The sequence below is a fragment of the Aquabacterium sp. genome (assembly GCF_036279655.1).
GTDB lineage: Bacteria > Pseudomonadota > Gammaproteobacteria > Burkholderiales > Burkholderiaceae_C > Aquabacterium.
This window is the reverse complement of the sequence record NZ_DASUIT010000018.1, coordinates 1-25,440: the sequence shown is the minus strand read 5'-3', so window position 1 is coordinate 25,440 and position 25,440 is coordinate 1. Positions and strand designations below refer to the sequence as shown.

The window sequence follows — 25,440 nt, the reverse complement described above, 5'->3', positions numbered from 1 at the left end:
GACAGTTGCGCCAGCCACCAAGGGCGTGCCAACCTTCAGTTCTGCGCCGGAGCCGACTGCCAGAACCTGGTCGATCACGATCTCTTGGCCAACGTCCGCAGCAATCTGTTCTACTTTAATTTTTTCGCCAGCAGCAACCTTGTATTGCTTGCCACCGGTTTTTATGACCGCGTACATGTTAGGACCTTTCAATCAAGAATATCTCTCCACCCCGATTAAAGGGCGAAGCTCTCCACTGTACCACGCTGTTGTGGTTTTGCAAAGAGGGCTCGTTGATCTTCGGTCCACTGCGAGGGGTCTGAGAGGTCGTCGGGGGGGCCTTCAGCGGGCTCCTTGAGGGGCATGCTCACCTTGCCTTCGTCGGCATCGGCGTCCACGGGGCCCCAGCCAAAGAACTGGCAGACCTCGTCGCGCTTGGCCAGCGCATCCGTGAACCCCAGGTGGATGAGTTCGCGGGTGAAAGACGATTCGAACAGCAGATAGCTGGCCAGGGCCGAGCCCCGCGCCGTCTTGCCGCGCCCGTACACACCCACCGCGCGCAACATGGCGCGCACGGCCGGAGGCAGTGCCCAGAGGTGGCGCGCGGCGATGTCGTCGATGCGCTGCGAGGGAGCAATCACCAGGATGTCCACGGGACGCAGGGGGGTCTGGGCCCGCAACTCGGGGGGCAGCAACTCCAGGGTGCGGTTGATGCGCTGGGCGCGCTCGATGTCCACCGCCAGCGCGTCCAGGAAGATGCTGGACATGGCGTGACCGGCGATCTGCGCCAGATTGGGGTACTCGACGATGGCCGTGCGGGGGGTTTCGGGCTCGTGCAGGCGGCCTGCCCCCACCACCAGGATGCGATCGGCGCCCAGGTGCACGGCAGGCGAAATCGGCGCCGCCTGGCGCATCGAGCCGTCACCGAAGTAATGCGGGCGCCCCCCGGCATCGAGCTTGACCGCCGGGAACACGAAGGGGATGGCACTGGAGGCCATCAGGTGGTCCAGGCTGAGCTGATCACGCACGCTGATGCGCTGCGAGCGCGCCCAGGGCTCGATGGGCTCGCGCGTGTCATAGAAGGTGACGTGCTCACCCGTGGTGTAGCTCGACGCCGTCACGGCCACGGCATCCAGCACACCGTCGGCCAGCATCTTGCTCATGCGGCCAATCTTGAAGGAATCCCCCAGCAACTCCCGCAGGGGTTCGTTGTCCAGCAAGGAGCGCGGACGCGCCCTGCGCCAGCGCGCCATGGCCCAGCCCAGCGAGAACAGGGTCAGCCACTGCGCGCCACTGCGGATGACGCCCAGGGAGTCGGCACGGTAGATCTGCTCGCAGCGCATGTCGCGCCACAGATCGACCATGGCCCGCACGCCCGCCTCGAAGTGATCGGCACGTGCCGCCAGGGCCGTGCCGTTGAGGGCGCCAGCCGAGGTGCCACAAATGATGCGGAAAGGGTTGCCCCGCTGACGCTCGCCACTGTCGCGGCGAATCAGCATGAGTGCTTGCAGCACTCCGACCTGGTAGGCGGCTCGAGCGCCGCCACCGGTGAGGATCAGGGCGTTTTTTCCGGGCAGGCTCATGATCGTCTTATCGTCACTTTCCGGCCAAAGCTGAAGTCCCTCAGCCGGGCTGGCGCATCAGGGTGGACTTGCCAAAGAGGCTCTGCACCAGATCGACCACCAGCTCGGCCGTGCGGTTCTGGATGTCCCGTGCAGGATTGAGTTCCACAATGTCGAGCGAGCACAGGGCACCGGTGTCGGCAATCATCTCCATGCACAACTGAGCCTCGCGGTAGTTGGGGCCACCACGCACGGGGGTGCCGACGCCCGGCGCGATGTCCGGGTCCAGGCCGTCCACATCGAAGCTGAGGTGCAGGTGGTGCGTGTCGGCGCTCACGCCCATCAGGGCCTGCTGCATGACGGCACGGATGCCCTGCTCGTCGATGGTGCGCATGTCATACACCTCGATGCCGGCAGCATGGACGAAGGCGCGCTCACCCGCATCCACGCTGCGCACGCCCAGAATGCGCAAGGTCTCGGCCGACAGCGCCGGTGCGCCGTCCACCTGGCACAGATCGACCAGCGAGGCCGGGCCATGGCCGCACAGCACCGCCGCCGGCATGCCATGCAGGTTGCCGCTGGGCGTGATCGCGGGGGTGTTGAAGTCGGCATGCGCGTCCAGCCAGAGCACACGCAGGAGGCGCCCTGTGGCATGACAGTGCGCCGCCACCGCACCGATTGAACCGATGGCCAGGCAGTGATCACCCCCCATCACCACCGGCAACTGCCCCTCGGCGAGCGCCGCGGTGACCGCCTGGTGGACTGCGCGATTCCAGGCCAGTACCTCACCCAGATGGCGGTAACCCTCCACGCTGGCTTGCCAGGGATTGGTGGGGCCGCTGAGGTTGCCGGCATCGACCACCGTCACCCCCAGAGACAACAACGCCTCGGGCAGGCCCGCCACCCGCAGGGCTTCGGGCCCCATGGAGGCCCCGCGCATGCTGGCCCCCACATCGGTGGGCACACCGATGAGGCGAACCGCGGGGGCTGCAGGGGCGAGGGGCGGGGCGCTCATGGGGTCATCATCTCACCAGCCGCTGGGGGACTCGGCAGCGGTTTGTGCCAAGCCGTATTCGTTGCGCAGCACGTCCCAGGCTTCCTGCGCCGTCTCGACGTAGCGGAAGAGATGAACGTCGCCCGGGCTGATCATGCCGGTCTCCACCAGCAGGTCCAGGTCGATCAGGCGGGTCCAGAACTCACGCCCAAACAGGAGAATGGGGCGCTTGCGGCACTTGCCGGTCTGGATCAGGGTGAGGGTCTCGAAGAGTTCATCGAGCGTGCCGAAGCCACCGGGGAAGCACACCAGCGCCACCGAGCGCATCAGGAAGTGCATCTTGCGCAGTGCAAAGTAGTGGAACTGGAAGCACAGCTTGGGCGTGATGTAGGGGTTGGGCTCCTGCTCGTGGGGCAAGACGATGTTGAGCCCCAGGCTCTTGCCACCGACCTCGAACGCCCCCCGGTTGCCCGCCTCCATGATGCCCGGGCCACCGCCGGTGACGACATAGATCGGCGTGTCCAGTTGCGCCGAGTGCCGGGTCACCATGGCCGCAAAGGCGCGTGCTTCTTCGTAATAGCGGGACATGTCGACATGGCGCTGGGCCACGCGCAGGGCCTGCTCGCGCTCGGCGCCATCTGGCAAGGCTTGGGCCTGGGCCAGATGCTCCTGGGCCACGTCGGCCGGCAGGATGCGGGCACTGCCGAACATCACGATGGTCGACTCGATGCCCTCTTCACGCTGCACCAGCTCGGGCTTGAGCAGCTCGAGCTGCATGCGCACGGGGCGCAACTCGTCGTGCAGCAGGAAATTGGTGTCGGCAAAGGCCAGGTCGTAACTGCTGTCGGGGCCCGCGTACAACCCGGGCTTGGCGGCGTTGCGAACGTCCTGGACAGCCGTCGGGAAGTTGCGCGCCAGAAGTTTTTTGGATTGGCTCATCGCGTGAAAGTGAATCGTGTTCAGAACACGATAGCAGGGCCACGCGCGGGCCAGGGCCGGAGTCAGGGGGTCAATGCGGCTTAAATGTCACACCCGCGTGTCACAACCGCCCGGCGCACACCGCGCAGGCCGGATCGCGCCGCGCCTTGAGGGTGGTGATCTGCCAGGTGCGGCCGTCGACCAGCAGCAAGCGGCCGGCCGCGGTGTCATGACCCGGCGCCTGGTCCAGGCCCGCCAGCAGCTTGAGCGCTTCGCCCGCCTGCATCACGCCCATCATGCCCACCAGGGGAGCGAACACCCCGAGCATGGCGCAGCGGGTTTCTTCAGGCGGCTGATCGGGTGGGAAGAGGCAGGCGTAGCAGGGCGCCGTCGGCAAGCGTGGGTCGAAGACGCTGAGCTGCCCATCAAAGCGGATGGCCGAGGCCGACACCAGTGGCACCCGCGCCTGACGGCAGGCGCGGTTGATCATCTGGCGGGTGTCGAAGCGGTCGGTGCAATCGAGCACCACATCGGCCTGGGGCACCCACTGGGCCAGCAGGGCCTCGTCGGCCGCCTGGGCCAGGGCCTGCACCTGCACCTCGGGGTTGAGGCTGGCCAGCGTGCGCTGGGCCGAAACCACCTTGGGCTCACCCACCCGCTCGGTGGTGTGCACGATCTGGCGCTGCAGATTGGTGAGGTCGACCGTGTCGTGGTCGACCACGGTGAGCCGCCCCACGCCGGCGCTGGCCAGGTACATCAAGGCCGGAGCCCCCAGACCACCGGCCCCGATGACCAGGGCGTGGGCGCCCAGCAGGCGGTCCTGGGCGTCCTCGGACCACTCGTCGAGCAGCAGATGGCGGCTGTAGCGCAGCCGCTGGGTGTCGTCCACGACCCGTGCCTTGATCGCCCGATCAGTCGGGCTTGGTGTCCTCGGCCTTGCGCTCGGTCATGGTCTTGGAGACCATCACGGGCTGGCCCTTGAGCTTGTTGAGCGCCTGCTGGAGCTGGAAGTCCTCGGGGCTGCCGAACTCGGGCAAGGGCTTGGGCTTGTCGTCCTTCTTGCCGTTGCTGGCCTCTTCGAGCTTCTTGATGGCCTCTTCGCGCGCCTTTTCACGGGCGGCGTCCTTGACCTCGCTGCCCTGGCCACTGGTGATGTGCTTTTCCAGGTCGGCCTCGCGCACGCGCAGGGCGCCGAAGACATTGCCGTCGGCGGTTTCGTCGATCATGATGTCAGGGACGATGCCCTTGGCCTGGATGGAGCGGCCACTGGGGGTGTAGTAGCGCGCCGTGGTGATCTTGAGCGCCGTGTCGGCGGTGAGTTGGCGCACGGTCTGCACCGAGCCCTTGCCAAAGGTCTGCGCACCCATGATGACGGCGCGCTTGTGGTCCTGCAGGGCGCCCGAGACGATCTCGGAGGCCGAAGCCGAGCCTTCGTTGACCAGCACCACCACAGGCACGGTCTTGAGCGCGGCGGGCAGCTTGGCCAGCGGGTCGGTGCCGAAGCGGCGCGAGTAGTCCTCGGAGCGGGCCAGGAACTTGGCCTTGGATTCGGGCAACTGGCCGTTGGTGCTCACCACCACCACATCCTTGGGCAGGAAGGCGGCCGAGATGGCCACCGCGCCTTCGAGCAGGCCGCCCGGGTCGTTGCGCAGATCAAGCACCAAGCCCTTGAGCTTGGGGTCTTCGGCGTAGAGCTTGGTCACCTTGGTGACGAAGTCTTCGACCGTGCGGTCCTGGAACTGGGTGATGCGCACATAGCCGTAGCCGGGCTCGACCATGCGGGTGCGCACGCTCTGCACGCGGATTTCCTCGCGCACGATGGTGACCGGGAAGCTGCGGTTCTCGCTCTTGCGGAAGATGGTCAGGACCACCTTGGTGGCCGGCTCGCCGCGCATGCGTTTGACAGCCTGGTCCATGCTCAGGCCCTTGACGAAGGTGTCGTCGATCTTGGTGATCAGATCGCCACTCTTGAGGCCGGCGCGGAAGGCGGGCGAGCCCTCGATGGGCGAGACGATCTTGACCAGACCGTCTTCCATGCCGATCTCGATGCCCACACCGACGAACTTGCCGGTGGTGCCTTCGCGGAATTCCTTGAAGGTGGTCTTGTCGAAATACTGGGAGTGCGGATCCAGACCGGAGACCATGCCGCCGATGGCGTCACCGATGAGTTTCTTCTCGTCGACGGTCTCGACGTAGTCGGTCTTGATCATGCCGAAGACCGCTGCCAGCTGTTGCATTTCTTCGAGTGGCAACTGCGGTGCGGTGTTGCGCGCCGTGGCCTGGAACTGCAATGTGGTCAACCCACCGGCCAGCGCACCCAGCGCAACCCAGCCAGCGATCTTGATTTTGGAAGTCATGGTTTCTCGCCTTGAGCGTCACGACGGCACCCCTCTGAACGGAGATGCCCATACGTCATGCAGTATAGGAGAGGGCCAGCCCCCTCAAAGTTCAATCACGGGGCAAAGAGCCCTCATTTCGTCGCGCAAAGGTCACGATGTGATCGAGTTCGAGGCGGATGCCGATGCGCTCACCCACCTGGTGATCGTGGTGGGAGGGCACGTGGGCCAGCACCGTCTCGCCGCTGTCCAGACGCAAGGTGTAGAGGAACTCGGCGCCACGGAATGCCTTGCGTTCAATGCGAGCCTGCACGGCACTGGCGTCGTCGTGCACCAGGTCGTCGGCCCGCAGCAGCAGGTCGCAGGGCCCCAGGCCCCACTCGGGCGGCATCCCGCCGGGCATGGGCCACTTGCCCAGGGGCGTGCTCAGACAGGCCAGCCCCTGGGCACCGGTGTCGACCCGGGACGGCAGGAACACGCCGTGGCCGACGAACTCGGCCACAAAGCGCGTGGCCGGCTGGTGGTAGAGCTCGTAAGGGGTGGCCCACTGGTCGAGCCGACCATGGCGCATCACGCCAATGTGGTCGCCCAGGGCAAAGGCCTCCAGCTGATCGTGCGTGACGAACAGGGCGGTGGTGCGCGTCTGCTTGAGGATGGCGCGGATCTCGTGGGCCAGCCGCTCGCGCAGATCCACATCCAGGCTGGAAAACGGCTCATCGAGCAGCAGCAGGCGGGGGCTGGGCGCCAGCGCCCGTGCCAGGGCCACGCGTTGCTGCTGACCGCCGGAGAGCTGGTGGGGCCAGCGCTGGGCCATGGCGGCCAGGCCCACCAGATCCAGCAGTTCGTCCACCCGCTGGCGCCGCTCGGCGCGCGTCAGGTGGGGCACGCCAAAACCCACGTTCTGGGCCACCGTGAGGTGCGGAAACAGGGCGAAGTCCTGGAACACCATGCCGATGCGGCGGGCCTCGGGCGCGGTGTAGCGGCCCGCGTCACCATCGACCACCCGTTCGCCATCCAGCTCGATGCGGCCGGACTGCGGCTGCTCCAGGCCCGCAATGGCGCGCAGCAAGGTGGTCTTGCCACACCCGGACGGGCCCAGCAGCACGCCGATGTCGCCCCGGGGCAGGGCCAGGCTCACATGGTCCACGGCGGCACGCGCCAGAGCGGACGCGCCGCCAAAGCGAACCTGTAGGTCATCGACTCGGAGAAACATGCAATCCATGATACCCTCAAAACGCAAATGAGAGTCGTTCGTATCCATTGGAGTTTCTGGGTCGCCCTGCTGCTGGCCATGCCAGTGCTGGGCGTGTTGTCGTCCTGGCTGAGCTTGAATCAGGCCAGCCTGGATGTGCTGACCCACCAGTGGGACACGGTGATGGGCCCCTATGCCCTGAGCTCGCTGTGGCTGTCGCTGGGCGTGGGCATCGGCGTGGCCATCGTGGGCGGCCTGACGGCGGCGGCCGTGACCTTGCTGGACTTTCCCGGGCGGCGCACGCTGGAGTGGGCCCTGCTGCTGCCCATGGCCATGCCGGCCTATGTGCTGGCCTATGTCTACACCGACACCTTGAGCTTCGGGGGGCCCGTGCAGACGCCCCTGCGCGACTGGCTGGGCCTGGAGGGGCGACTGTGGCCCGATGTGCGCAGCCTGCCCGGCGCCATCGTGCTGTTCGTGGTCTGCCTCTACCCTTATGTCTATCTGTTGACGCGCTCGGCGCTGGCCGGTCAGGGCGTGCGTCTGATGGAAGCGGCCCGCCTGCTGGGGGCCGGTACGGGCCGTCAGATCCGCACCATCGCCCTGCCGCTGGCCCGCCCGGCCCTGGCCGCGGGGGTGGCCCTGGCACTGATGGAGACCCTGGCCGACTATGGCGTGGGCTCCTATTTCGGGCTCAACACCTTCACCACCGGCATCTACCGCGCCTGGCTGTCGATGGACGACCGTCAGGCGGCCGCGCAACTGGCCACCTTACTGCTGCTGGCCGTGGTCGGCTTGATGGCCTGGGAGCGGTATGCACGGCGCGGCCTGCGAGTGGCCTCGCCCCGCGCTGGCGCCACCCAGGCACAGACGGCCGCACGCCGTTTGCCGGCGTGGCAGGGCGTCCTGGCTCTGCTGCTGTGCAGCCTGCCGGTGCTGCTGGGTTTCTTGCTGCCGGTCGGTTTGCTGGGCCGGCTGATGTGGCAGGAAGCCACCTATGGCGAATTCGGCCTGCCTTGGGACGCCTTTGGGCAGTGGGCCTGGACCAGCCTGATGCTGGCGGCCGTGAGCAGTGCCCTGGCCGTGATGCTGGCGCTGGCACTGGGGCATGCGCTGCGGCGTCACCCCTCCCCCCTGCTGCGCACGACCACGCGCGTGGTCTCGCTGGGCTATGCGGTGCCCGGGGCCGTCATCGCCGTGGGGCTGCTGCTGCCTGTGGGCATCCTGCAGCAGTGGTGGCCCAGCGACCCCGCCTGGGCGGCCTGGGGGCCCAGTGCCATCGTGACGGGCACGGTGACGGGCCTGATCTATGCCTACCTGGTGCGCTTCTCGTCGGTGGCGCTGCAGTCGGTCGAGGCCGGTTATGCGCAGATCTCACCCACGCTGGATGAAAGCGCCCGCCTGATGGGCGGCACGGGCTGGCGCCTGTGGGCGCGCGTGCACGCCCCCCTGCTGTGGCGCCCGGCGCTGGCCGCCACCTTGCTGGTGTTCGTGGATGTGATGAAGGAGCTGCCCGCCACGCTGGTGCTGCGCCCCTTCAACAGCGACACGCTGGCCGTGATCGCCTACCAGATGGCCCGAGACGAGCGCCTGGGCGAAGCCGCCCTGCCCTCGCTGGCCATCGTCGCGGTCGGCCTGATCCCGGTGGTGATGCTCTCGCGCGCCATGCGTCAGGGCATGGGTGCGAAGTCCACCGGCACCCAGGCGTAACGGCCTTTCCCGTCGGCGCGCACATGGCCGATGCCCGGGAAGGGGTGGTGCGCACCGGCCACCAGCAGCACGTCCTTGGCCGTCCACTTGAACAGCTTCAGGCGCGTGGCCAGGGCCTTGGCGGGGTCGCTGTCGAACTCGATGGTGACGGTGGGCTGCGGGAACTGCACGGCGGCGTTGTGCACGATGTCACCCCACACCAGCAGCTTCTTGCCCTTGGACGAAAACAGGTAGCCGGTGTGGCCCGGCGTGTGCCCATGTTCGGAGACCGGGGTGATGCCCGGCAGGATCTCGGCCTCGCCCTCGAAGGTCTTGAGGCGATGGGCCTTCACATAGGGGGCGGTCGAGTCCTGCGCCATCTTGAAGAAGCCCTTGGCCGCCTCGGGGGCCTTGGCCATGGCCTCGGCGCTCAACCAGAAATCGGCATCGACCTTGGGCACGTGCACCGTGGCGTTGGGAAAAGCCACCTGGCCCTCGGCCGTGAGCAGCCCGCCCACGTGGTCACCATGCAGGTGGGTCAGCAAGACCGCATCGACCTGCTCCGGCGCATAGCCGGCGGCCTTGAGATTGGCCAGGACATGGCCCAGCGTGGGGCCAAAGAGCTTGGCGGCGCCCGCATCCACCAGCACCAGTTGCTTGCCCGTGTTGACCAGGTAGGCCACCACAGCCGTGGGCGTGGGGTTGTCGCGGAACATCCGCGCCAGCAGGGTCTGGATCTGCCGGGGAGATGCGTTCTTGAGCAGCTTGGTGTCGAGCTTGATCTCGCCGTCGTACAGGGCGGTCACCTCGAAATCGCCGAGGGCGTGGCGGTAATAGCCCGGCACCTGGGTCTTGACCTGAGGCGCCTCGGCCCAGGCGAAGGGGCCCGCCAGACACATCGCTGCGGCGACAATGGCGCTCCGCGCCCGCAAGGACATCATGTTCATCCGGATCTCCATGAAGAAATATGTGGCCCACAGTCTAGAGCCTGGATCCCCCCACCGTGGCCATTCACCTGAAAGCCCTCTGGCCACACATGGCCGACGCTGCTAGGCTTGCGCCTCAAGCTATTCACTGCCGGGAAATCAAGGACATGCCTCTGGCATCCGCCACCACTTCACCCTGGGTCAGGGGTGTCATCACCTTCGTCGTCTATGTGATCACCGGGCTGGCGTCGATCGCCCTGTCACCCACGGTGGCCGGCGTGTCGCAGCTGTACCTGGCGGCCGGCCTGGGGCTGGCCCTGGTGATCGGCTGGGGTCGCGCCATGGCCATCCCGGTGGGCCTGGGCTCGGCCCTGGTCAATATGGTGGCCGCCCTGTGGTTCCAACACATCGATGTCAACGCCATCACCCTGGCGTGTTTTGCATCGGCCGGCCTCGGCAGCGGCCTGCAGGCCTGGGCCGCAGCGCGCTGGACCCAGGGGGCCGACCCCACCCGCACGCTGCCCCTGGACCGTGTCCAGGACATTGGCCGCTTCCTGCTCATCGCGGGTCCGCTGGCCTGTCTGATCAGCTCCAGCGTGACTCACACGGTTCGTGTCGCCCTGGGGACGCTGCCACCCCATGAATGGCTGTCGACCTGGGTCAGTTGGTGGGCGGGCGACACCCTGGGCGTGCTGATTGGCGCCCCCATGATGCTGACGCTGGTGGGCCACCCCACGCGTCTGTGGGCGCAACGACGGCGGGTGCTGGGCCTGCCCCTGCTGGCCGCGGCCATCCTGCTGGGCCTGGGCATCCGGCAACTGCAGGCCTGGGACAAGGAGCGCGACATCGCTGCCTTCCGTCAGCAGGCCGATGCCACGGCCAACGCCGTGCGGCTGAGGCTCACGGGCTACCTCCATGCCACGGAGGCGCTGCGCGGCGTCTACGACTCATCGGACAACGTCACACGCCAGGAGTTCAGGCGCGCTGCCAGTCACTGGCTGACACAGCTGCAGGGCATCCAGGCGCTGGGATGGGAGGAGCGGGTGCCCGCTGCTCAATTGCCCACCTTTGAACAGGCTCAGCGCGCCGACGGTGTGGCCGACTATCGCGTCTTCGATCTGCCCCGGCGTCAACCGCCCGCCGGCACTGAGGTCGTGGCCTTGCGCTTCATCGAGCCGATCCGCGGCAATGAACGTGCGCTGGGCTACAACGTGCTGTCGCGCGATGCCACGCGGGAGGCCTACGCGCAGGCCACGGCGCTCAACGAGCCCGTGGCCACCACCGTGATGACGCTGGCGCAGGAGGCCGAGCAGCAACGTGGTGTGGTGATCTACCGCCCGGTCTACCGCGTCCCGGATGCGGGCCCCACCGAGCGCGCAAGCCAGGTCCGCGGGGCCGTGTTCCTGGCGCTGCGCATGGACGATACGCTGACGGCCATCCTCAAGGGATCGCCCAGCTTTCTGCGGATCTGCCTGCTGGACAGCACGTCCGGCACACCCGCCTTCCTGGGTGGCGATCCGGCCTGCCTGAGCGGCCGCCCGCCCAAGGCACCGCTCAGCCATGCGGTCGTCATGCCCTTTGCACAGCGGGAATGGACGCTGGAGATGTGGGCCGTCGATCCTTCTCCGCTGGGCGGGGGGCCCGCCTCCTCCTGGCTCTTTGCCGTGGGAGGCGTGGCCCTGGCAGCGGCCCTGGGAGCCTTGCTGCTGGTCATCACAGGCACCACCGAGCGCATGGCAGCGGCCATCGACGAGGCACGCCGGCAACGTGAGGCCGCCGAGGCCGCCAACCAGGCCAAGAGCGAATTCCTGTCGCGCATGAGCCACGAACTGCGCACCCCTCTCAATGCCATGCTGGGTTTCTCGCAGGTCATGGGTCTGGACCGCCATCATCCCCTGGATGCCGCCCAGAGCGGTCGACTCGAACAGATCCAGCAAGCCGGCTGGCACCTGCTGGACATGATCGATGACGTGCTGGACCTCTCCCGCATCGACACCGGCACCTTGCGCCTGCACACCGAACCCCTGGCCTTGCCGCCGGCCCTCCATGCCGCCCAGGATCTGGTCAAAGAGCTGGCGATCAAGCAAGGCATCCAGTTGTCTGTGGATGGCACGCTGCCTGCCCTGTGGGGTGTTCAGGCCGATGAGACCCGGTTGCGCCAGATCCTCACCAACCTGCTGAGCAATGCCATCAAGTACAACCGGCCCGGCGGCAGCGTGCATGTCCAGGCCGCACTGATGCGCTCCATGGCGCAACCCCCGATGGTCAACATCGTGGTCACCGACAATGGCCTGGGCATGAACGAGGCGCAACTCGCTCAGTTGTTCCAGCCCTTCAACCGCCTGGGCAGGGAGCGCCACTCGCCCGACGGCACCGGCATCGGCCTGGTCATCAGCCGCCACCTGGCACTGCTGATGGGGGGCCAGCTGGAGGTGGTCAGCACCGAGGGCTCGGGCTCCACCTTCACCCTGTCGCTGCCCGCCGTGCCCCTGCTGCCACCGCCCCCCCTGACGGAGGCGCCGGCCATTGCCCGGGACAGCCTCGGCACCGACACGGACTCGGCGACCCGAACGCGCCATGTGCTGTACGTGGAGGACAACGATGCCAACACGGCCCTGGTGCAGGCCGCGCTGGAGAGCCGCCCGGAGATCGTGCTGACCGTGGCCGGCACCATCGAGGCGGGACTGGCCGCCCTGCACGACCGCCTGCGTGCGCCCTTGCCCGAACTGATCCTGCTGGATGTGCACCTGCCCGATGCCTCCGGGCTGGACTTCCTGAACCTGGTCAAGGCCAACCCGGCCACCCAGCCCATCCCGGTGGTGATGATCTCCGCCGACGCCATGCCCGAGCAGGTCGATGCCTGCCTCAAGGCCGGTGCGGCGTGTTACCTGACCAAGCCGGTGCAGATCGATGCGCTGCTGCAGCAGGTGGACGACCTGCTGGCCCAGCGCTGAGGTGGGTGCTCAGCGAGGCGCGTACTCGGGCACCAGCTCGTGCAGACGCGCACGCAGCACCGCCGGCGGGGTCGCGGCCTCGTCGCGGGCCAGCGCCAGCATGCGGTCGATCCAGTCGGCCGGCAGCTCGCCCCGCAACTGCGCCAGACGCAGGCGTGGATGTGGCGTGGGCAGGGTCGTGTCCGCATCGGCCAGCAACTCTTCATAGAGTTTCTCGCCTGGCCGCAGCCCGCTGAACACGATGGGGATCTCTGCCTCGGTGTGGCCCGTGAGGCGGATCATCTCGCGCGCCAGGTCGGTGATCTTGACCGCCTGGCCCATGTCCATCACGAAGACCTGCCCCGTCTCGGCCAGGGCGGCGGCCTGGAGCACCAACTGGGCCGCTTCGGGGATGGTCATGAAGTAACGCGTGATCTCCGGGTGGGTCACCGTGACCGGCCCCCCCTTGGCAATCTGTTCCTTGAACTTGGGGATGACGCTGCCGCTGGAGCCCAGCACATTGCCAAAGCGCACGGCCATGAACCGCGTGCCCGGGGCCTGGGTGGCCCAATGAGACACCACCATCTCGGCGGCCCGCTTGGTGGCACCCATCACATTGGTCGGGTTGACCGCCTTGTCGGTAGAAATCAGCACGAAGCGCTGAACGCCCTGCTCGGCTGCCGCCTGGGCCACCAGGTAGGTGCCCAGGGTGTTGTTGCGCACGGCGATCCAGGCGTTGTCATCTTCCATCAAGGGCACATGCTTGTAGGCCGCCGCATGGAAGACCAGATCGGGTGCATGCAGCGCCATGACGCGCTTGAGGGTGATCAGGTCTTTCACATCCCCCACCAGGCGTGACAGGGGCAAGTGCGGGAAACGCTCGCTGAGATCCTGCTCCACCTGGTAGAGCGCGAACTCGCTGAGCTCGAACAGCACCAGCCGCGAGGGGCCGAAACGCGCGATCTGCCGGCACAACTCCGAGCCGATCGAGCCCCCGGCTCCGGTGACCATGACCACATGGCCACTGATCAGAGAGGACAGCGCCGACTCGTCGAGCTTGACGGCTTCGCGGCCCAGCAGGTCCTCGGGTTCGACATCGCGCACCCGGTCCACACGCGAGCGCCCTTCGCGCAGTTCATTGGCACTGGGCACGGTGACCACCGGCAGCCCGGTGGATGCGGCCAGATCGAGCGCGCGTTTGCGCTGCGTGCCGCTGGCCGACGGCATGGCCAGGATCAGGTGGGTGACGTCCTCCAGCACCTCCGGATCGGACAGGCGTTCCAGCCCACCCCGGACCGTGACGCCCGCCACGCGGGCCCCATGCTTGCGGGTGTCGTCGTCGAGCAAACCCAGCACGGTCCAGCCGCGGTGCTGGATGCCAGCGATCAGCAGCTTGGCCGCGGCCCCCGCGCCCAGCACCAGGGCGCGCTGGCCCGTCACGTCGCCGCCCGTGCGGCGCGCGCGGGATTGCTCATGTGCCATGCGCACCATCACGCGCGCCAGGGTCAGGGCCATCAAGGTGATCAAGGGGTGCAGCGCCAGCACCGCACGAGGGATCTCGACCAGTTGCGCCATCAACACCAGCACGGCCGACGCCAGGCCCGCTCCCAGGCACATCCAGCCCAGGCGAGCCACCTCGTTGAAACTCACATAACGCCAGGCGGCCTGGGGGACCCGCAAGGCCCAGGACACACTGCTGTAGACCACGATCACCCCCAACAAGACCGCCCAGTCGTAGAAGGGGCGCTCATGCAGCCAGCGCTCGACCCCCATGCGGAACAGGTAGGTGGCATGCCAGGCCAGCATGATCAGAAAGGCGTCGACCAGAATCACCGCCATCTGTCGACGGGGGCGCAGGCGGTCCAGCAGGCGGTCAAGGCGGGTCCAGAGCATCGAAAGCACCAGTTCTCAGGAATCAGGGCGGGTCGCGAAACCCGCCATTGTGCCCCTGCTTGCCCGATCTCAGCGCAGGTAGTGCGCCGCACGCATCTTGCGCTCGGCGGCCTGCTGGGCGCGCGCCAGGGCCGCATCGACCTCACCCCCCTCAACCAGCAAGGTGCTGATTTCCTGTCCCACGGCGGTCCCGATGGCCTGGAATTCGGGGATGGCAGCGAACTGGATGCCCGTGTAGGGCGAGCGCGGCAAGGTGGCATCCCCCGGGTTGGCCGTGGCGATGGCCTCTCGCTCCACCCTGGCATAGGGGTTGGCCTTCATGAAGTCGGCATTGGCATAGGTCGACGAGCGCGTGCCCGAGGGCACCGCACCCCAGCCATTCTGGGCTGCAACCAGGCGGATGTACTCGCGGGAGGTGGCCCACTTCACAAAGGCCTGAGCGACCACCGGTTGCCGAGATCCCACCGGCACCGCCAGGGCCCAGGACCACAACCAATGCGAGCCCTTGGGCGTGCGCGCCACCGGCGCCTGAGCAAACACCACCTGCCCGGCCACACTGGAGAGCCGAGGCTGCTCGACAAAGGCGCCCGCCACCGTGGCGTCGATCCACAAGGCGCATTTGCCGGCACTGAACAAGGCCAGGTTCTCGTTGTAGCCATTGGCCACCGCGCCGGGCGGCCCCCATTGGCGCATCAGCTCGATGTACAGGCTCACCGCCGAACGCCAGGGTGCCGAAGTGAGCTGGGGCCGCCAGCCCATGTCGAACCACTGCCCCCCCATGGTGTTGGCCATGGTGGTGATCAGAGACATGTTCTCGCCCCAGCCCGGTTTGCCCCGCAGGCAGATCCCCGACACCCCCTTGGCTGGATTGTGCAAACGCGAGGCCAGCAGACGGATCTGATCCCAAGTGGGCCGCGCCGGCAGGCTCAGTCCCGCCGCCTTGAGCAAATCGGCTCGCGCCATCGTCATGGAGCTCTCGCCGTAGAAGGGTGCGGCGTACAGCCGCCCCTCGACCGACAGCCCCTGCCGGATGCCGGGCAGGAGGTCATCGACGTCCCAGGCCGGATCCGGGGTGATCGGGTGCAGCCAGCCGCGCCGCCCCCAGATCGGCGCCTCCATCAGGCCGATGGTCATCACATCGAAGCGCCCGCCGCGCGTGGCAATGTCCCTTGACACCTGCTGCCGCAAGGCGCCCTCTTCCAGGGTGACCCATTTGAGGGTCACCCCCGGGTGCGCCCGCTCGAACTGAGCGGCCAGACGCTGCATGGTGATCATGTGCCCGTTGTTGACCGTGGCGATCACCAGCTCCACCGCGAGGGCGGGTGACACCACCAGACAGGTCCACAGCGCCGCGAGCACGTTCCTCATGCGGTCATCCCTTTTTGTTCAATCAGGGCAGCACCCTAAGACATTCCCCCTCTTCTGGCAAGCATCAACGCCATAATGGCTCCATCCACATCCCCAGGAGGGCCCGCTCAGCCATGGCGCGACTCGCTCAGGCACTGTCCATCTTGTCTCCCAGGCACAGTGTGCGCACCCGCTTTGCGCTGTTCATCGGCGCCAGTGGCCTGCTCCTGGCGGTGGTGGTGGCCCTGCTGGTCGAGCGCGATCAGCACCGGCAGCTGGAAGACACCATCCGTCAGGCCACGCAGCGTGAGGCCCAGTTCCTGGGGCGCACGATCTCGCTGGCCCTCCAGGAGCGCCTGCTGCAGATCCAGCAGGTGGCCGCCTTGCCCGAGGTCAGCAACGGCCTGTCCGACCCCGCCCGCCTGCGCCTGACCCTGGAGCAGGCCCGCACCCACCACCCTGCGCTGACCTGGCTGGCCATCACCGACGCCCATGGCCTGATCACCACCGCCACGGGCACCCTGCTCGAAGGCCGCCAGGTCGCTGGCGAGACCTGGTTCAAGCAAGGCATCCGGGGGCCCTGGATCGGCACGCCTCAAGCGGCCGGCGCCCTGGCCGACCGACTGCCCCTGGACAGCAACGGCCAGCCCCGCCAGTTGCTGGACCTGGCCGTGCCCGTGATCGACTACGACGGCCAGACCATCGGCGTGGTGGTGGCCAAGGTCGACTGGCAATGGATCCGTGAACTGCACCAGGCCCTGACGATGGACGCCGGTCGCCCTGGATCCGAACAGGAGAGCCTGCTGCTGACCCCCTCCGGCGACGTGACCCTGGGGCCGACGGACCGTCTGGGCCAGCCCCTGCGCCTGGAAGGGCTGGACGCCGTGATCAGGAGTGGTCGCCCCACGGTGCTGACCTGGCCGGGGGGCCGCGCCTACCTGACGGCATCGGCCAAGCTGCAGGTGGCGCCCGGGCCCTCGGCCCCCACCTGGGTGTTGATCGTGCGCCAGGACGCGCAACAGGCCATGGGGGCCGCCACCCGTCTGCGTGAGCGCATGCTGGTGAGCGGCACCCTGCTGTCCCTGCTCTTCATGGCCTTGAGCTGGCTGCTGGCCAACCACATCTCCCGCCCTCTGCGGCGGCTGGCCGACACCGCCGTGAGCATGCGCCACGGCGACGCCGTGGAGTTCCCCCCTGTGCCCCCGGGCGCCACCGACGAAATCGCCGACCTGGGCACGGCCCTGCGCGACATGGATGCCGCGATGCGCTCGCAGATGGAGCAACAGCGTCAGGCCGCCCACCGATACCTGGCCCTGTTCGAGACCTCGCCCAACGGCATCTTTGTGACCATGGAGGGTCACCTCACCCTGATCAACCATGCCGGTCTGCACCTGTGCGGCGTGACGGACCCCAGCGACGTGCTGGGCACCGCCGTCACCGAGCGTTTTCATCCTGACGATCGCGCGCTGATCCAATCCCTGCTGGATCGACTCGGCCGAGAGGACACCCCCAGCACCGCCGAGCAGGCCCGGCTCGTCCGCAGGGACGGCTCCACCATCGATGTGGAATTGATCGCCTGGTCCTTCGAGGATCAGGGCCACCGGGCCATCCACCTGCTCCTGCAGGACATCACCGATCGCAAGCGGGCACGTCAGGAACTGGAACACCACCGTGACCACCTGGAAGAGCTGATCGCCGAGCGCACGCTGGAGTTGCGGCAAGCCCGCGACAAGGCCGAAGCCGCGAACGAGGCCAAATCGGCTTTCCTGGCCAACATGAGCCACGAGATCCGCACCCCCATGAATGCCATCATCGGCATGACCTACCTGGTGCGCCGCAAGCCCGACGATCCGGCCAATGCCCAACGCCTGCAGTCGGTGAGCGAGGCCGCCCAGCATCTGCTGGAGATCATCAACGACATCCTGGACCTCTCCAAAATCGAGTCGGGCATGCTCACCCTGGAGCACATCGACTTCGCCGTGGCGGATGTCTTGCAGCGCAGTTGCGACCTGATCGCGCCCAAGGCGCGTGACAAGGGCCTGCGGCTGCTGATCGACAACGCCATCGACACGCCCCACCTCAAGGGCGACCCCACCCGTCTGGCCCAGGCCATCATCAACCTGCTCAGCAATGCGGTGAAATTCACCGATCGTGGCACGATCACGCTGCGCGCCAGCGTGCAGGACCGCGATCAGCACATCGTGCGCTTCGAAGTGCGCGACACGGGCGTGGGCATCCCGCAAGAGCAGATGGCCCACCTGTTCAAGCCGTTCGAACAGGGGGACAGCTCGACCACACGCCGCTTTGGAGGCACCGGCCTGGGCCTGGCCATCACCCGCAACCTGGCCGAGCGCATGGGCGGCACCATTGGCGTCACCAGCGAGCCCGGGGTGGGCAGCCTCTTCTGGTTCACCGCCCGCCTCCTGCCTGGAGAGCAGACCGCCTTGCCACCCCCGGAGCAGGCGCCGGCCGCCGCAGCCGAGGTCATCGCGCCCGAGATGGCCGCCGAGCAGCGATTGCGACAGCGACATCCGGGCGCCCGGGTGCTGCTGGCCGAGGACAACGCCATCAACCAGATCCTGGCCACCGAGTTGCTGAACATGGCAGGGTTGGACGTGACCGTGGCCAGCACCGGCAAGGAGGCAGTGGCGTGCCTGCGCGAACAGGCATTCGACATCGTCCTGATGGATGTGCACATGCCCGAGATGGACGGCATGGAAGCCACACGCCAGATCCGGCAACTCCCGAGCCCGAGGGCCCGCATCCCCATCCTGGCCATGACGGCCAGCGTGCTGCGCGGTGAGCAGGAGGCCTGTCTGAACGCGGGGATGAACGGGCATGTGCCCAAGCCCATTGATCCCCTGTCGCTTTACGAAGCTCTCAACCACTGGCTGGATGCCTCGCCACGTCCATGACACACACTCACCGTACCGCATTGCTGGGCCAGGGTTACCAGGTGCCCGAACACATCCGGGGCAATGACGACCCCATCTTTGATTGGCTGAGACGGCACCCGCCCTCGGGTGGCGAGCTGTTCACCGGGCTGAAGTACCGCCGTGTACTGGCCCGCGCGGATGGTGTCGTCGACCTGATGGTGCACGCCTGCCAGGATGCGCTGGCCCAGGCTGGACTGCGCCCAGGGCAGATCGACATGCTGCTGGGTGGCGGTTCGGTCGGACAGTATCTGGCACCCAATGACCTGTGCCGCGTGCACCACGCCCTGGGCCTGGGTAGAGACTGTCGCGTCATGCCGCTCAACAGCGACTACACCACCTTCCTGGATGGCATGAAGCTGGCCCACGATCTGATCGGCCAGGGCAGCATTCGACATGCCCTGGTGGTCAGCGGCAACAACTGGACGCACCATGTGGACTACCACGAGGCCGTGTCCCTCGCGGCCTCGGACGGTGCCGGCGCGGCCGTGGTGGGCCCTTCCGACGATCCGCATCACTTCCGGCTGATCGACTGGATCAACCGAACCGATACCCGCTGGTTTGGCGCCTTCCACCTCGCGCCGCGCCCTGCACCGACGGCGCCACACCGCGACTACACCCCGGCTCTGATGACCATCGCCGATCCCGAGGGCGGGCAGGCCTTCAAGGCCTTCGGACTGCAGGTGCCCGGGCCGATGGTGCAGGACCTGCTGGCACGCCACGGCCTGAGCGGCCAAGACATCACCCTGGTGGCACACCAGTCATCCCAGGTGGTCATCGATGCCTGGCAGCAGGCCATCGCGCCCGCCCACTATGTGAACACCCTGGCAGACTTCGGGGACATGGTGTCATCGTCCGTCCCCGTCAACCTGGCGCGCTGCTTCGACGAGATCCGCACGCGCCATCTGGTCCTGCTGGGCATCGGCATGGAAATGCATGCCACGGCCCTGCTCTACGAGCGGGACTGACCCTCCCCCGGCATGAACGGCGGGGGCGGCAGTCCCAGACAGCGCTGCAGCATGTCCTCCGCCGTGGCCAGGGCCCCCTCGACCCAGCCCTGGTCGTGCGAATACGCCTCACCACAGATGTAGACGGCCACCCCGGGCACGGGCTGCACGATGCGGTGAGCCACGTCGTAGCTCTCCACATACTGACGCCAGAAATTGGCGCCCCCACCGAAGGGGTCCTCCCCCCAGTCACGGTAGGCCGCCGCATAGGGTCGCAGGTCCGGGTGGTCCTCGACGCCGTGCATGATCAGCAGTTGCCGATGCGCCTCCTCCACCATCACCGCCGGGGCCGGGTAGTCGGCCCAGGGCGAGGGCTCCAGGCCACTGTCATCGGGCGGCTGCGCAAACTTGAGGGGATGCTTGCGCAGGTCCGTCCAGTAGTCCATGTCCAGCACATCGTTGTAGATCAGGATGGCGCCGCCCTGCGCCTGATCCCCCACGGGCCAGTAGTAGCACTTGCGAATGGGCAGATCCGTCACCGACTGTCCTTGCGTGATGCCCAGCTTTTCCCACCAGCGCGTGCGGTAGCACAGTGCCAGCTTGAACAAGGGGATGGGCTCGACCGACTCGATCAGTTCATGCACATGACGATGCTCGGGCGCCAGCACCGCACCGCTCTGGTCCAGCAATTCCAGCGAGCGCCGTGGCATGGCCAGGATCAGCTTGCGCGCCAGCAGCACACGCTCTTGCTCACCATGCTGGAAATGCAGTTCGATGGCGGGTGAACCGTCCACCAGGTGGACGCGATCAAAGCGCGTGAGGCGCGTGTGCAGATGGATGTGCCCCCCCGCCGCCTCCACGCGCTCGGCCAGGGTCTCCGGCAGCGTGGCATACCCCTGCACCAGCCGCTCATAACTCACCGTGCGGCCATAGTCCGCCAGGTTCCACGGGAAGCCGTCCACGGCGTTCCAGGTGAAGTAGATGCTGTCGTAGCCACTGGTGTCCTCGGCGAACTGGAAGGCTTCATGGCTGACCGAGCGGTTGTAGACATAGCGCATGCTCAGGTCGCGCAGCAGATGCCCTTCATAACGCCCGGAGCGGGCCAGCTCCGTCCAGGGCACCTTGTTCAGATCCACATGGGGTTGGTGCAGCACCTTCTGCAAGAAGCGCTGCGCGGCCAGCACGGTCATGCCATCGCTGAGGCTGGCCTGCTCTTCAGTGCTCAGCACATAGGGCAGCTTCTGTGCATCCGTGAGGTCGGCCGTGCGCAGACGGTGACCCCGCAGGTAGGCCACATTGGCATCTTCGGATACGGCAAAAGGTGCCGTGGCCAAGCCCAGGTAGTCCACCAGGGATTTGACCCGGATGTGCCCGGTGGTGTAGCGCATGCCGCCGAGTTCCACACGCCCCTGCGGCAAGCCTGGCGGGGTGACCGACAGCAGGCGACCGCCCACCCGACCACTGCCCTCGAACACCGCCACGGTCGGCGGCGCATCCCCACTGTCTGTCAACAGGCGCCAGGCACTGTACAGGCCCGACACGCCTCCCCCGACGATGGCCACGTCCAGAACATGACCGCAAGAAGTATCTCTTTTCATCGCACGCCCCTTGAGAGTTGGTCGGTAGATTCTTCCAGCGACGCGACACGGCAATCCCGCCAAATGCGTCATCAAAGGGGGTCTACACCATGCACCAAAATCAGTCATCGACGGGCGCCAGCCCCGCCACCACCACCCTGAACTGCACCGTCGCGCGCCTGCTGATCGAGAGCCTCAAGGCCGAAGGCGTGCGCAAGATCTTCGGCATCCCGGGGGGCGCCGCCGTCTGGCTCATGGACGAGCTGCGGCATGGTGATCACCTCATCGATTACGTGATCTGCCGCCACGAAAGCGGCGCCGCCTACATGGCCGATGGCTGGGCGCGAGCGGGCGGCGGCCTGGGCGTGGTGCTGACCACCTCCGGCCCCGGTGCCACCAATGCGGTGACCGGCGCCATGAATGCGCAAGCCGGCCACTCGCCGGTGCTGATCATCACCGGCGAAGTGCCCGAACCCTATTTCGGCAGAGGCTATCTGCAGGAGGGCACCGACGCCAAGCTGGACGTCAACGTGATCTTCCGCAATGCCGTGCAGTCGAGTTCGCTGATCAGCAGCCCGCTCAATGCGCAGACCTTGCTCCAGCAGGCCCTGCGCGATGCCTGCTCCCTGCCCTACCGTGCGGCCCACATCAGCCTGCCCAACGACGTGGCCGGCAGTTGCGTGCAGGTGGACACCGCCCGGCTCCGACCCGCCAGCTACCGACCGCAGACCGCCTGCACTGACACTGCGGCCGTCGGGCAGACGCTGCACGAGCTGGTCCATGCCCGCCAACCCCTGATCTTCATGGGCAACGGCAGCCGTGAGGCGTTGGGCGATCCCGAGCGGCTGCGCGCCTTCACCGAGATGGTCGAGCGCTTTGCCATCCCCGTGATGACCACCCCGGACGCCAAGGGCATCTTCCCGGAAACCCACCCCCTGTCGCTGCGCAACTACGGCATCTGCGGCTGCGCCTGGGCCCCGATCTACATGGGTCACAGCGGCCAGCCGGACCACTACGATGCCCTGCTGGTGCTGGGCTCCAGCCTGGGTGAGCTGAGCACCTCCGTGGTGGCCTCCGAGCTCTACAGCGGTGACCTCTGCCCCAGTGGGCCCTTCACCCAGGTGGATCTGGACAGCGGCATGATCGGGCGGGACTTCCCCATCACCCGGGGCATCGTCGCCGAGGTGGGCGCGACGATCGAGTCGCTCTGCCATCAGGCGCGCCACCTGCCCGTGCCGCACGAACGCGTCGAGCAGCGCCGCCAGCGCATCGCCCAGATCAAGGCCAGCCACGCCCCCGAATCCGATCCCGCAGGCCGCGCCAGCGATGCCGCTCCCGTCCACCCGGCCGCGCTGATGCGGGTGATCAACGAACAGATGCAGGACGGTCAGATCTTCATCGACGCCGGCAACTGCGTCGGCTGGTCACTCAACAACCTGGTGATCGATCCGCCCCTGCGCTACCAGAGCGCGCTGGCCATGGGCCCCATGGGCTTCGGGGTGGCGGCCGTGGTGGGCGCCAAGATGGCCGCACCGGATCGACCCTGCCTGGCCATCGTGGGCGATGGCGCCTTCATGATGCACGGCGCGGAGATCTCGACCGCCGCACGCAACCGAGTCGGGGCCGTGTGGGTGGTGCTCGACGACAACGACCTGGGCATGGTCAGCCAGGGCATGGCCCAACTGCTGCCGCCCGCCCAGGAGTGGGACGGCTACTACCAACTGGGTCGCCCCGATCTGGTCAAGTTCTCTGAAGGCCTGGGCGCGCGTGCCACAGCGGTGTCGCATGAACAAGGATCGGACGCTGCCGCGCAGGCCATCGCCGATGCGCTAGCATGTGCGCAGGCGACATCGCAGCCGCAGGTGGTCGTGGTCCACATCGACACCCGCCCTGCGCCTCCCTATGGATGGCCTCGCCTGACACCGCCTTCGTGCGCCACGCCACCGGCAGGCGCCTGAACCAACTTTGAGACCAGAAGACATGCTGTACGACGTCATTGTGGTGGGTGCGCGATGCGCAGGTTCCGCGATCGCCATGCTGCTGGCCCGGCAGGGCCACCGTGTTCTGATGATCGATCAGGGCAGCTTTCCCAGTGACGTGCGTACCTCCACCCATCTGGTGTGGCATGCCGGGGTGGACCGTCTGGCCCGCTGGGGCTTGCTCGACACCCTCCAGCAGCGCGGCTGCTACCTGCTGCGCGAGCTCAGCCTGGATCTGGGCGATGCCGTGATCCAGGGCCATGCCGCCGGCGCAGAAGTTGGCGCGGCCATGGCCCCTCGACGCATCGTGCTCGATCAAGTCCTGCTGGAAGCCGCCCTGGCCGCAGGCGCCCACTTGCGTGAATGCACCAGTTTTGAGAGCGTCATCGAGCAAAACGGGCGCGTGGTCGGCATCCGGGTGCGTGATGCCGAAGGACAGGTCTCCGAACTCTCATGCCGCCTACTCATCGGTGCCGATGGCCGAACCTCGCCGGTCGCACGGGCTGTCGGTGCCAGGGTCTACAACGAGTTCAGCAAGACACAAGGCGCCTACAACACCTACGCCTACTTCACTGGTGTGAAGACGCACGACATCGAGTTCTTTGGCCGTCCTGAACGCATGATCTACACGTGGCCCACCAACACCTCTGGCCAGGTCCTGGTGGGCATCCTGCAGCCTGGCGGCGCACCTCGGGTCGACCGTGAGCATATCGAGACCCGCTTCTTCGAGGAGCTGGATGCCCTCGTGCCCGAGTTGGCCACTCGCCTGCGCCAGGGCCAACGAGTGGAAGACTGGCTGGGCGTGAGCATCAACACCCAATGCCGTCAGGCCAGTGGCCCCGGCTGGTGCCTGCTGGGCGATGCGGGCATCACCATCGATCCCTTCACGGCAGGCGGCATCACCAATGCCTTGCGTGATGCCGAGGCACTCTCCGTGCGACTGCACTGCGGGCTGTCTGGCCAGGCTGATCTGGACGAGGCTCTTGCTGGCTTCGAGGAGGAGCGCAACGCGGTCTCGCTGCCGCTGTTTCACTTCGCCCAACAAGCCGCAGAACTGGCCTTGCCCAGCGAGGACATCATGAAGATGTTCGAAGCACTCATCGGCAACCAAGCCCAGATCGACCGCTACTTCGGTGTGTACGCCCAAACGGTGCCGATCGATGACTTCTTCGGCCCGGAGAACCAAAAGACACTCCTGGCCGAACACGCGGCACGCGCTACCCAAGCCGCATCCGCCGTCACGGCGGATTGAGTGGCTGCCCCAGCAGGGCTTGCGCATCCGCCTCGGCGCGCACCAGCCAGCTGAGTGCGCCCTGCGAGCGCGCCACGGCAACCGCCTGCGCCAGACTGTCTTGCACCTGGCGCCGATCAGCCTGAGGATCCTGGGCCAGCAGCACGGCACGCACACGGTGCAACTCTGCCTCATGCCAACGCTCACCGCCTTGCTGCGTCTGGGCCCAGGCCTCCTGCAGCGCGGCCAACCCCTCACCCCAGCGCCCCGCCTGCCCCAAGGCCTCGGCCAGCAAGGTCTGGAAATAGGGCACGGCGATGCCGGCCCCCGTGGCGCGAAAGGCCGCCAGCCCGGATGCCATCTGCCGGACCCCCTCGGTCACTTGACCGCGCTGAACCTCGCACCATCCCATCATCAGGGTGGCCATGGCCTGGACATAGGCAAAGCCATGCACGTCTGCGATGCGCCGACCTTCGGTGACACGCTGCCAGAGCGCCTCGACATCTCCCCGGTGCAGGCTGGTCATGGCCCCCCAGGTCAGCATCCAGGCCAGACTGTAGGGGTGCGCCAGCATGGTCGCGTGGCGCTCGCAATCCCGAACGAGATCAGGGGTATCGTCCGTCTCACCGAGGATCCAACGTGCATGGGCCCCATGCACCGATGACACCAGTTTGAGATCGGTTGAATACAGGGCAATCAGTTGACGATCCTGCACCGTGCTGTAGCGATCGTCGACCTGTTCTGTGTGCCCGGGCACCTCGTTGAATCGACCGGCGTAGAAGCACAACTGGGTGTGCATCATGTTGGTCACCAGCCATGCAATACGGCTGTTGGACTGACGTGCCACAGTCATCATGCGACGCCCGATGGTCTCCGAGCGTGTGACATCGCCGTGAACCAGATGAAAGACGCACACCCCCCACAGCGGCCAGATTGACTCCTCGACCTTGTCGACCACATTGGCCAGGGCATGGGCCTGTGCATAGGCCCGCGCCACCTCGGGC

The 25,440-nt window shown here is 67.1% G+C and carries 18 protein-coding genes; 6 read left to right on the top strand and 12 right to left on the bottom strand.

Annotation, left to right across the window (positions count from 1 at the left end; all coding sequences use genetic code 11):
• From rplU to VFW84_RS02090, 7 genes are all read right to left on the bottom strand, one after another.
• Window positions 1–177: 50S ribosomal protein L21 (rplU, locus tag VFW84_RS02120; protein ID WP_329674483.1), on the bottom strand; the 177-nt coding region annotated here is incomplete at its 3' end.
• Window positions 178–215: 38 nt separating this feature from the next.
• Window positions 216–1,562, bottom strand: coding sequence for a patatin-like phospholipase family protein (locus VFW84_RS02115; protein WP_329678780.1), 1,347 nt, complete (start codon window positions 1,560–1,562; stop codon window positions 216–218).
• A gap of 40 nt (window positions 1,563–1,602) precedes the next feature.
• Complete coding sequence (rocF, locus tag VFW84_RS02110) at window positions 1,603–2,556, bottom strand: arginase (protein WP_329678779.1); 954 nt, start codon at window positions 2,554–2,556, stop codon at window positions 1,603–1,605.
• A gap of 12 nt (window positions 2,557–2,568) precedes the next feature.
• The gene (locus VFW84_RS02105; protein ID WP_329678778.1) at window positions 2,569–3,474 is read right to left on the bottom strand and encodes a TIGR00730 family Rossman fold protein; all 906 of its coding nucleotides are present in this window, start codon (window positions 3,472–3,474) and stop codon (window positions 2,569–2,571) included.
• Between the two features lie 100 nt (window positions 3,475–3,574).
• Window positions 3,575–4,342 carry a HesA/MoeB/ThiF family protein gene (locus VFW84_RS02100; RefSeq protein WP_329678777.1) on the bottom strand — a complete coding sequence of 256 codons (768 nt, stop codon included), beginning with the start codon at window positions 4,340–4,342 and terminating at the stop codon, window positions 3,575–3,577.
• A gap of 22 nt (window positions 4,343–4,364) precedes the next feature.
• Entirely contained in the window at window positions 4,365–5,810 is a 1,446-nt protein-coding gene (locus tag VFW84_RS02095; RefSeq protein WP_329678776.1) for a S41 family peptidase, read from the bottom strand.
• 91 nt (window positions 5,811–5,901) lie between these two features.
• Window positions 5,902–7,002, bottom strand: a complete 1,101-nt coding sequence (locus tag VFW84_RS02090; protein ID WP_329678775.1) for an ABC transporter ATP-binding protein — start codon at window positions 7,000–7,002, stop codon at window positions 5,902–5,904.
• Between the two features lie 27 nt (window positions 7,003–7,029).
• Here VFW84_RS02090 and VFW84_RS02085 point away from each other — a divergent pair, with 27 nt between their 5' ends.
• The gene (locus VFW84_RS02085) at window positions 7,030–8,691 is read left to right on the top strand and encodes an iron ABC transporter permease (protein ID WP_329678774.1); all 1,662 of its coding nucleotides are present in this window, start codon (window positions 7,030–7,032) and stop codon (window positions 8,689–8,691) included.
• Here the strand turns inward: VFW84_RS02085 and VFW84_RS02080 are convergent.
• A complete protein-coding gene (locus VFW84_RS02080; RefSeq protein ID WP_414638866.1) occupies window positions 8,652–9,608 on the bottom strand; it encodes an MBL fold metallo-hydrolase in 957 nt (318 codons plus the stop codon). The genes VFW84_RS02085 and VFW84_RS02080 overlap by 40 nt on opposite strands.
• Before the next feature lie 155 nt (window positions 9,609–9,763).
• On the opposite strand from VFW84_RS02080, the gene VFW84_RS02075 reads away from it, so the two are divergent.
• A complete protein-coding gene (locus VFW84_RS02075; RefSeq protein WP_329678772.1) occupies window positions 9,764–12,550 on the top strand; it encodes a CHASE domain-containing protein in 2,787 nt (928 codons plus the stop codon).
• Window positions 12,551–12,559: 9 nt separating this feature from the next.
• Here the strand turns inward: VFW84_RS02075 and VFW84_RS02070 are convergent, their stop codons facing one another.
• Both VFW84_RS02070 and VFW84_RS02065 read right to left on the bottom strand, forming a co-directional pair.
• On the bottom strand, window positions 12,560–14,422 hold the full coding sequence (locus tag VFW84_RS02070; RefSeq protein WP_329678771.1) for a nucleoside-diphosphate sugar epimerase/dehydratase: 1,863 nt from the start codon (window positions 14,420–14,422) through the stop codon (window positions 12,560–12,562).
• Window positions 14,423–14,491: 69 nt separating this feature from the next.
• The gene (locus tag VFW84_RS02065; protein WP_329678770.1) at window positions 14,492–15,790 is read right to left on the bottom strand and encodes a sugar ABC transporter substrate-binding protein; all 1,299 of its coding nucleotides are present in this window, start codon (window positions 15,788–15,790) and stop codon (window positions 14,492–14,494) included.
• A gap of 113 nt (window positions 15,791–15,903) precedes the next feature.
• Between VFW84_RS02065 and VFW84_RS02060 the strand changes: the two genes are divergently transcribed.
• On the top strand, window positions 15,904–18,684 hold the full coding sequence (locus VFW84_RS02060; protein WP_329678769.1) for an ATP-binding protein: 2,781 nt from the start codon (window positions 15,904–15,906) through the stop codon (window positions 18,682–18,684).
• Window positions 18,681–19,670, top strand: coding sequence for a 3-oxoacyl-ACP synthase III family protein (locus VFW84_RS02055; RefSeq protein ID WP_329678768.1), 990 nt, complete (start codon window positions 18,681–18,683; stop codon window positions 19,668–19,670). Before VFW84_RS02060 ends, VFW84_RS02055 begins: the two co-directional genes overlap by 4 nt.
• Here VFW84_RS02055 and VFW84_RS02050 read toward each other — a convergent pair.
• On the bottom strand, window positions 19,655–21,247 hold the full coding sequence (locus VFW84_RS02050; RefSeq protein ID WP_329678767.1) for a flavin monoamine oxidase family protein: 1,593 nt from the start codon (window positions 21,245–21,247) through the stop codon (window positions 19,655–19,657). The genes VFW84_RS02055 and VFW84_RS02050 overlap by 16 nt on opposite strands.
• Before the next feature lie 89 nt (window positions 21,248–21,336).
• Between VFW84_RS02050 and VFW84_RS02045 the strand changes: the two genes are divergently transcribed.
• Both VFW84_RS02045 and VFW84_RS02040 read left to right on the top strand, forming a co-directional pair.
• Complete coding sequence (locus VFW84_RS02045) at window positions 21,337–23,184, top strand: thiamine pyrophosphate-binding protein (RefSeq protein ID WP_329678766.1); 1,848 nt, start codon at window positions 21,337–21,339, stop codon at window positions 23,182–23,184.
• Window positions 23,185–23,206: 22 nt separating this feature from the next.
• Window positions 23,207–24,457 carry an NAD(P)/FAD-dependent oxidoreductase gene (locus tag VFW84_RS02040; protein ID WP_329678765.1) on the top strand — a complete coding sequence of 417 codons (1,251 nt, stop codon included), beginning with the start codon at window positions 23,207–23,209 and terminating at the stop codon, window positions 24,455–24,457.
• Here the strand turns inward: VFW84_RS02040 and VFW84_RS02035 are convergent.
• Window positions 24,444–25,440, bottom strand: a 997-nt coding sequence (locus tag VFW84_RS02035; RefSeq protein WP_329678764.1) for a hypothetical protein, incomplete at its 5' end; no start/stop codon positions are given. The two genes, VFW84_RS02040 and VFW84_RS02035, sit on opposite strands and share 14 nt — an antisense overlap.

Coding starts and splice junctions, on each gene's coding strand:
- VFW84_RS02115 (WP_329678780.1), bottom strand. CDS start 1,562: ATGAGCCTGCCCGGAAAAAACGCCCTGATCCTCACCGGTGGCGGCGCT.
- rocF (WP_329678779.1), bottom strand. CDS start 2,556: ATGAGCGCCCCGCCCCTCGCCCCTGCAGCCCCCGCGGTTCGCCTCATC.
- VFW84_RS02105 (WP_329678778.1), bottom strand. CDS start 3,474: ATGAGCCAATCCAAAAAACTTCTGGCGCGCAACTTCCCGACGGCTGTC.
- VFW84_RS02095 (WP_329678776.1), bottom strand. CDS start 5,810: ATGACTTCCAAAATCAAGATCGCTGGCTGGGTTGCGCTGGGTGCGCTG.
- VFW84_RS02090 (WP_329678775.1), bottom strand. CDS start 7,002: ATGTTTCTCCGAGTCGATGACCTACAGGTTCGCTTTGGCGGCGCGTCC.
- VFW84_RS02085 (WP_329678774.1), top strand. CDS start 7,030: ATGAGAGTCGTTCGTATCCATTGGAGTTTCTGGGTCGCCCTGCTGCTG.
- VFW84_RS02080 (WP_414638866.1), bottom strand. CDS start 9,608: ATGTCCTTGCGGGCGCGGAGCGCCATTGTCGCCGCAGCGATGTGTCTG.
- VFW84_RS02075 (WP_329678772.1), top strand. CDS start 9,764: ATGCCTCTGGCATCCGCCACCACTTCACCCTGGGTCAGGGGTGTCATC.
- VFW84_RS02070 (WP_329678771.1), bottom strand. CDS start 14,422: ATGCTCTGGACCCGCCTTGACCGCCTGCTGGACCGCCTGCGCCCCCGT.
- VFW84_RS02065 (WP_329678770.1), bottom strand. CDS start 15,790: ATGAGGAACGTGCTCGCGGCGCTGTGGACCTGTCTGGTGGTGTCACCC.
- VFW84_RS02060 (WP_329678769.1), top strand. CDS start 15,904: ATGGCGCGACTCGCTCAGGCACTGTCCATCTTGTCTCCCAGGCACAGT.
- VFW84_RS02055 (WP_329678768.1), top strand. CDS start 18,681: ATGACACACACTCACCGTACCGCATTGCTGGGCCAGGGTTACCAGGTG.
- VFW84_RS02050 (WP_329678767.1), bottom strand. CDS start 21,247: ATGAAAAGAGATACTTCTTGCGGTCATGTTCTGGACGTGGCCATCGTC.
- VFW84_RS02045 (WP_329678766.1), top strand. CDS start 21,337: ATGCACCAAAATCAGTCATCGACGGGCGCCAGCCCCGCCACCACCACC.
- VFW84_RS02040 (WP_329678765.1), top strand. CDS start 23,207: ATGCTGTACGACGTCATTGTGGTGGGTGCGCGATGCGCAGGTTCCGCG.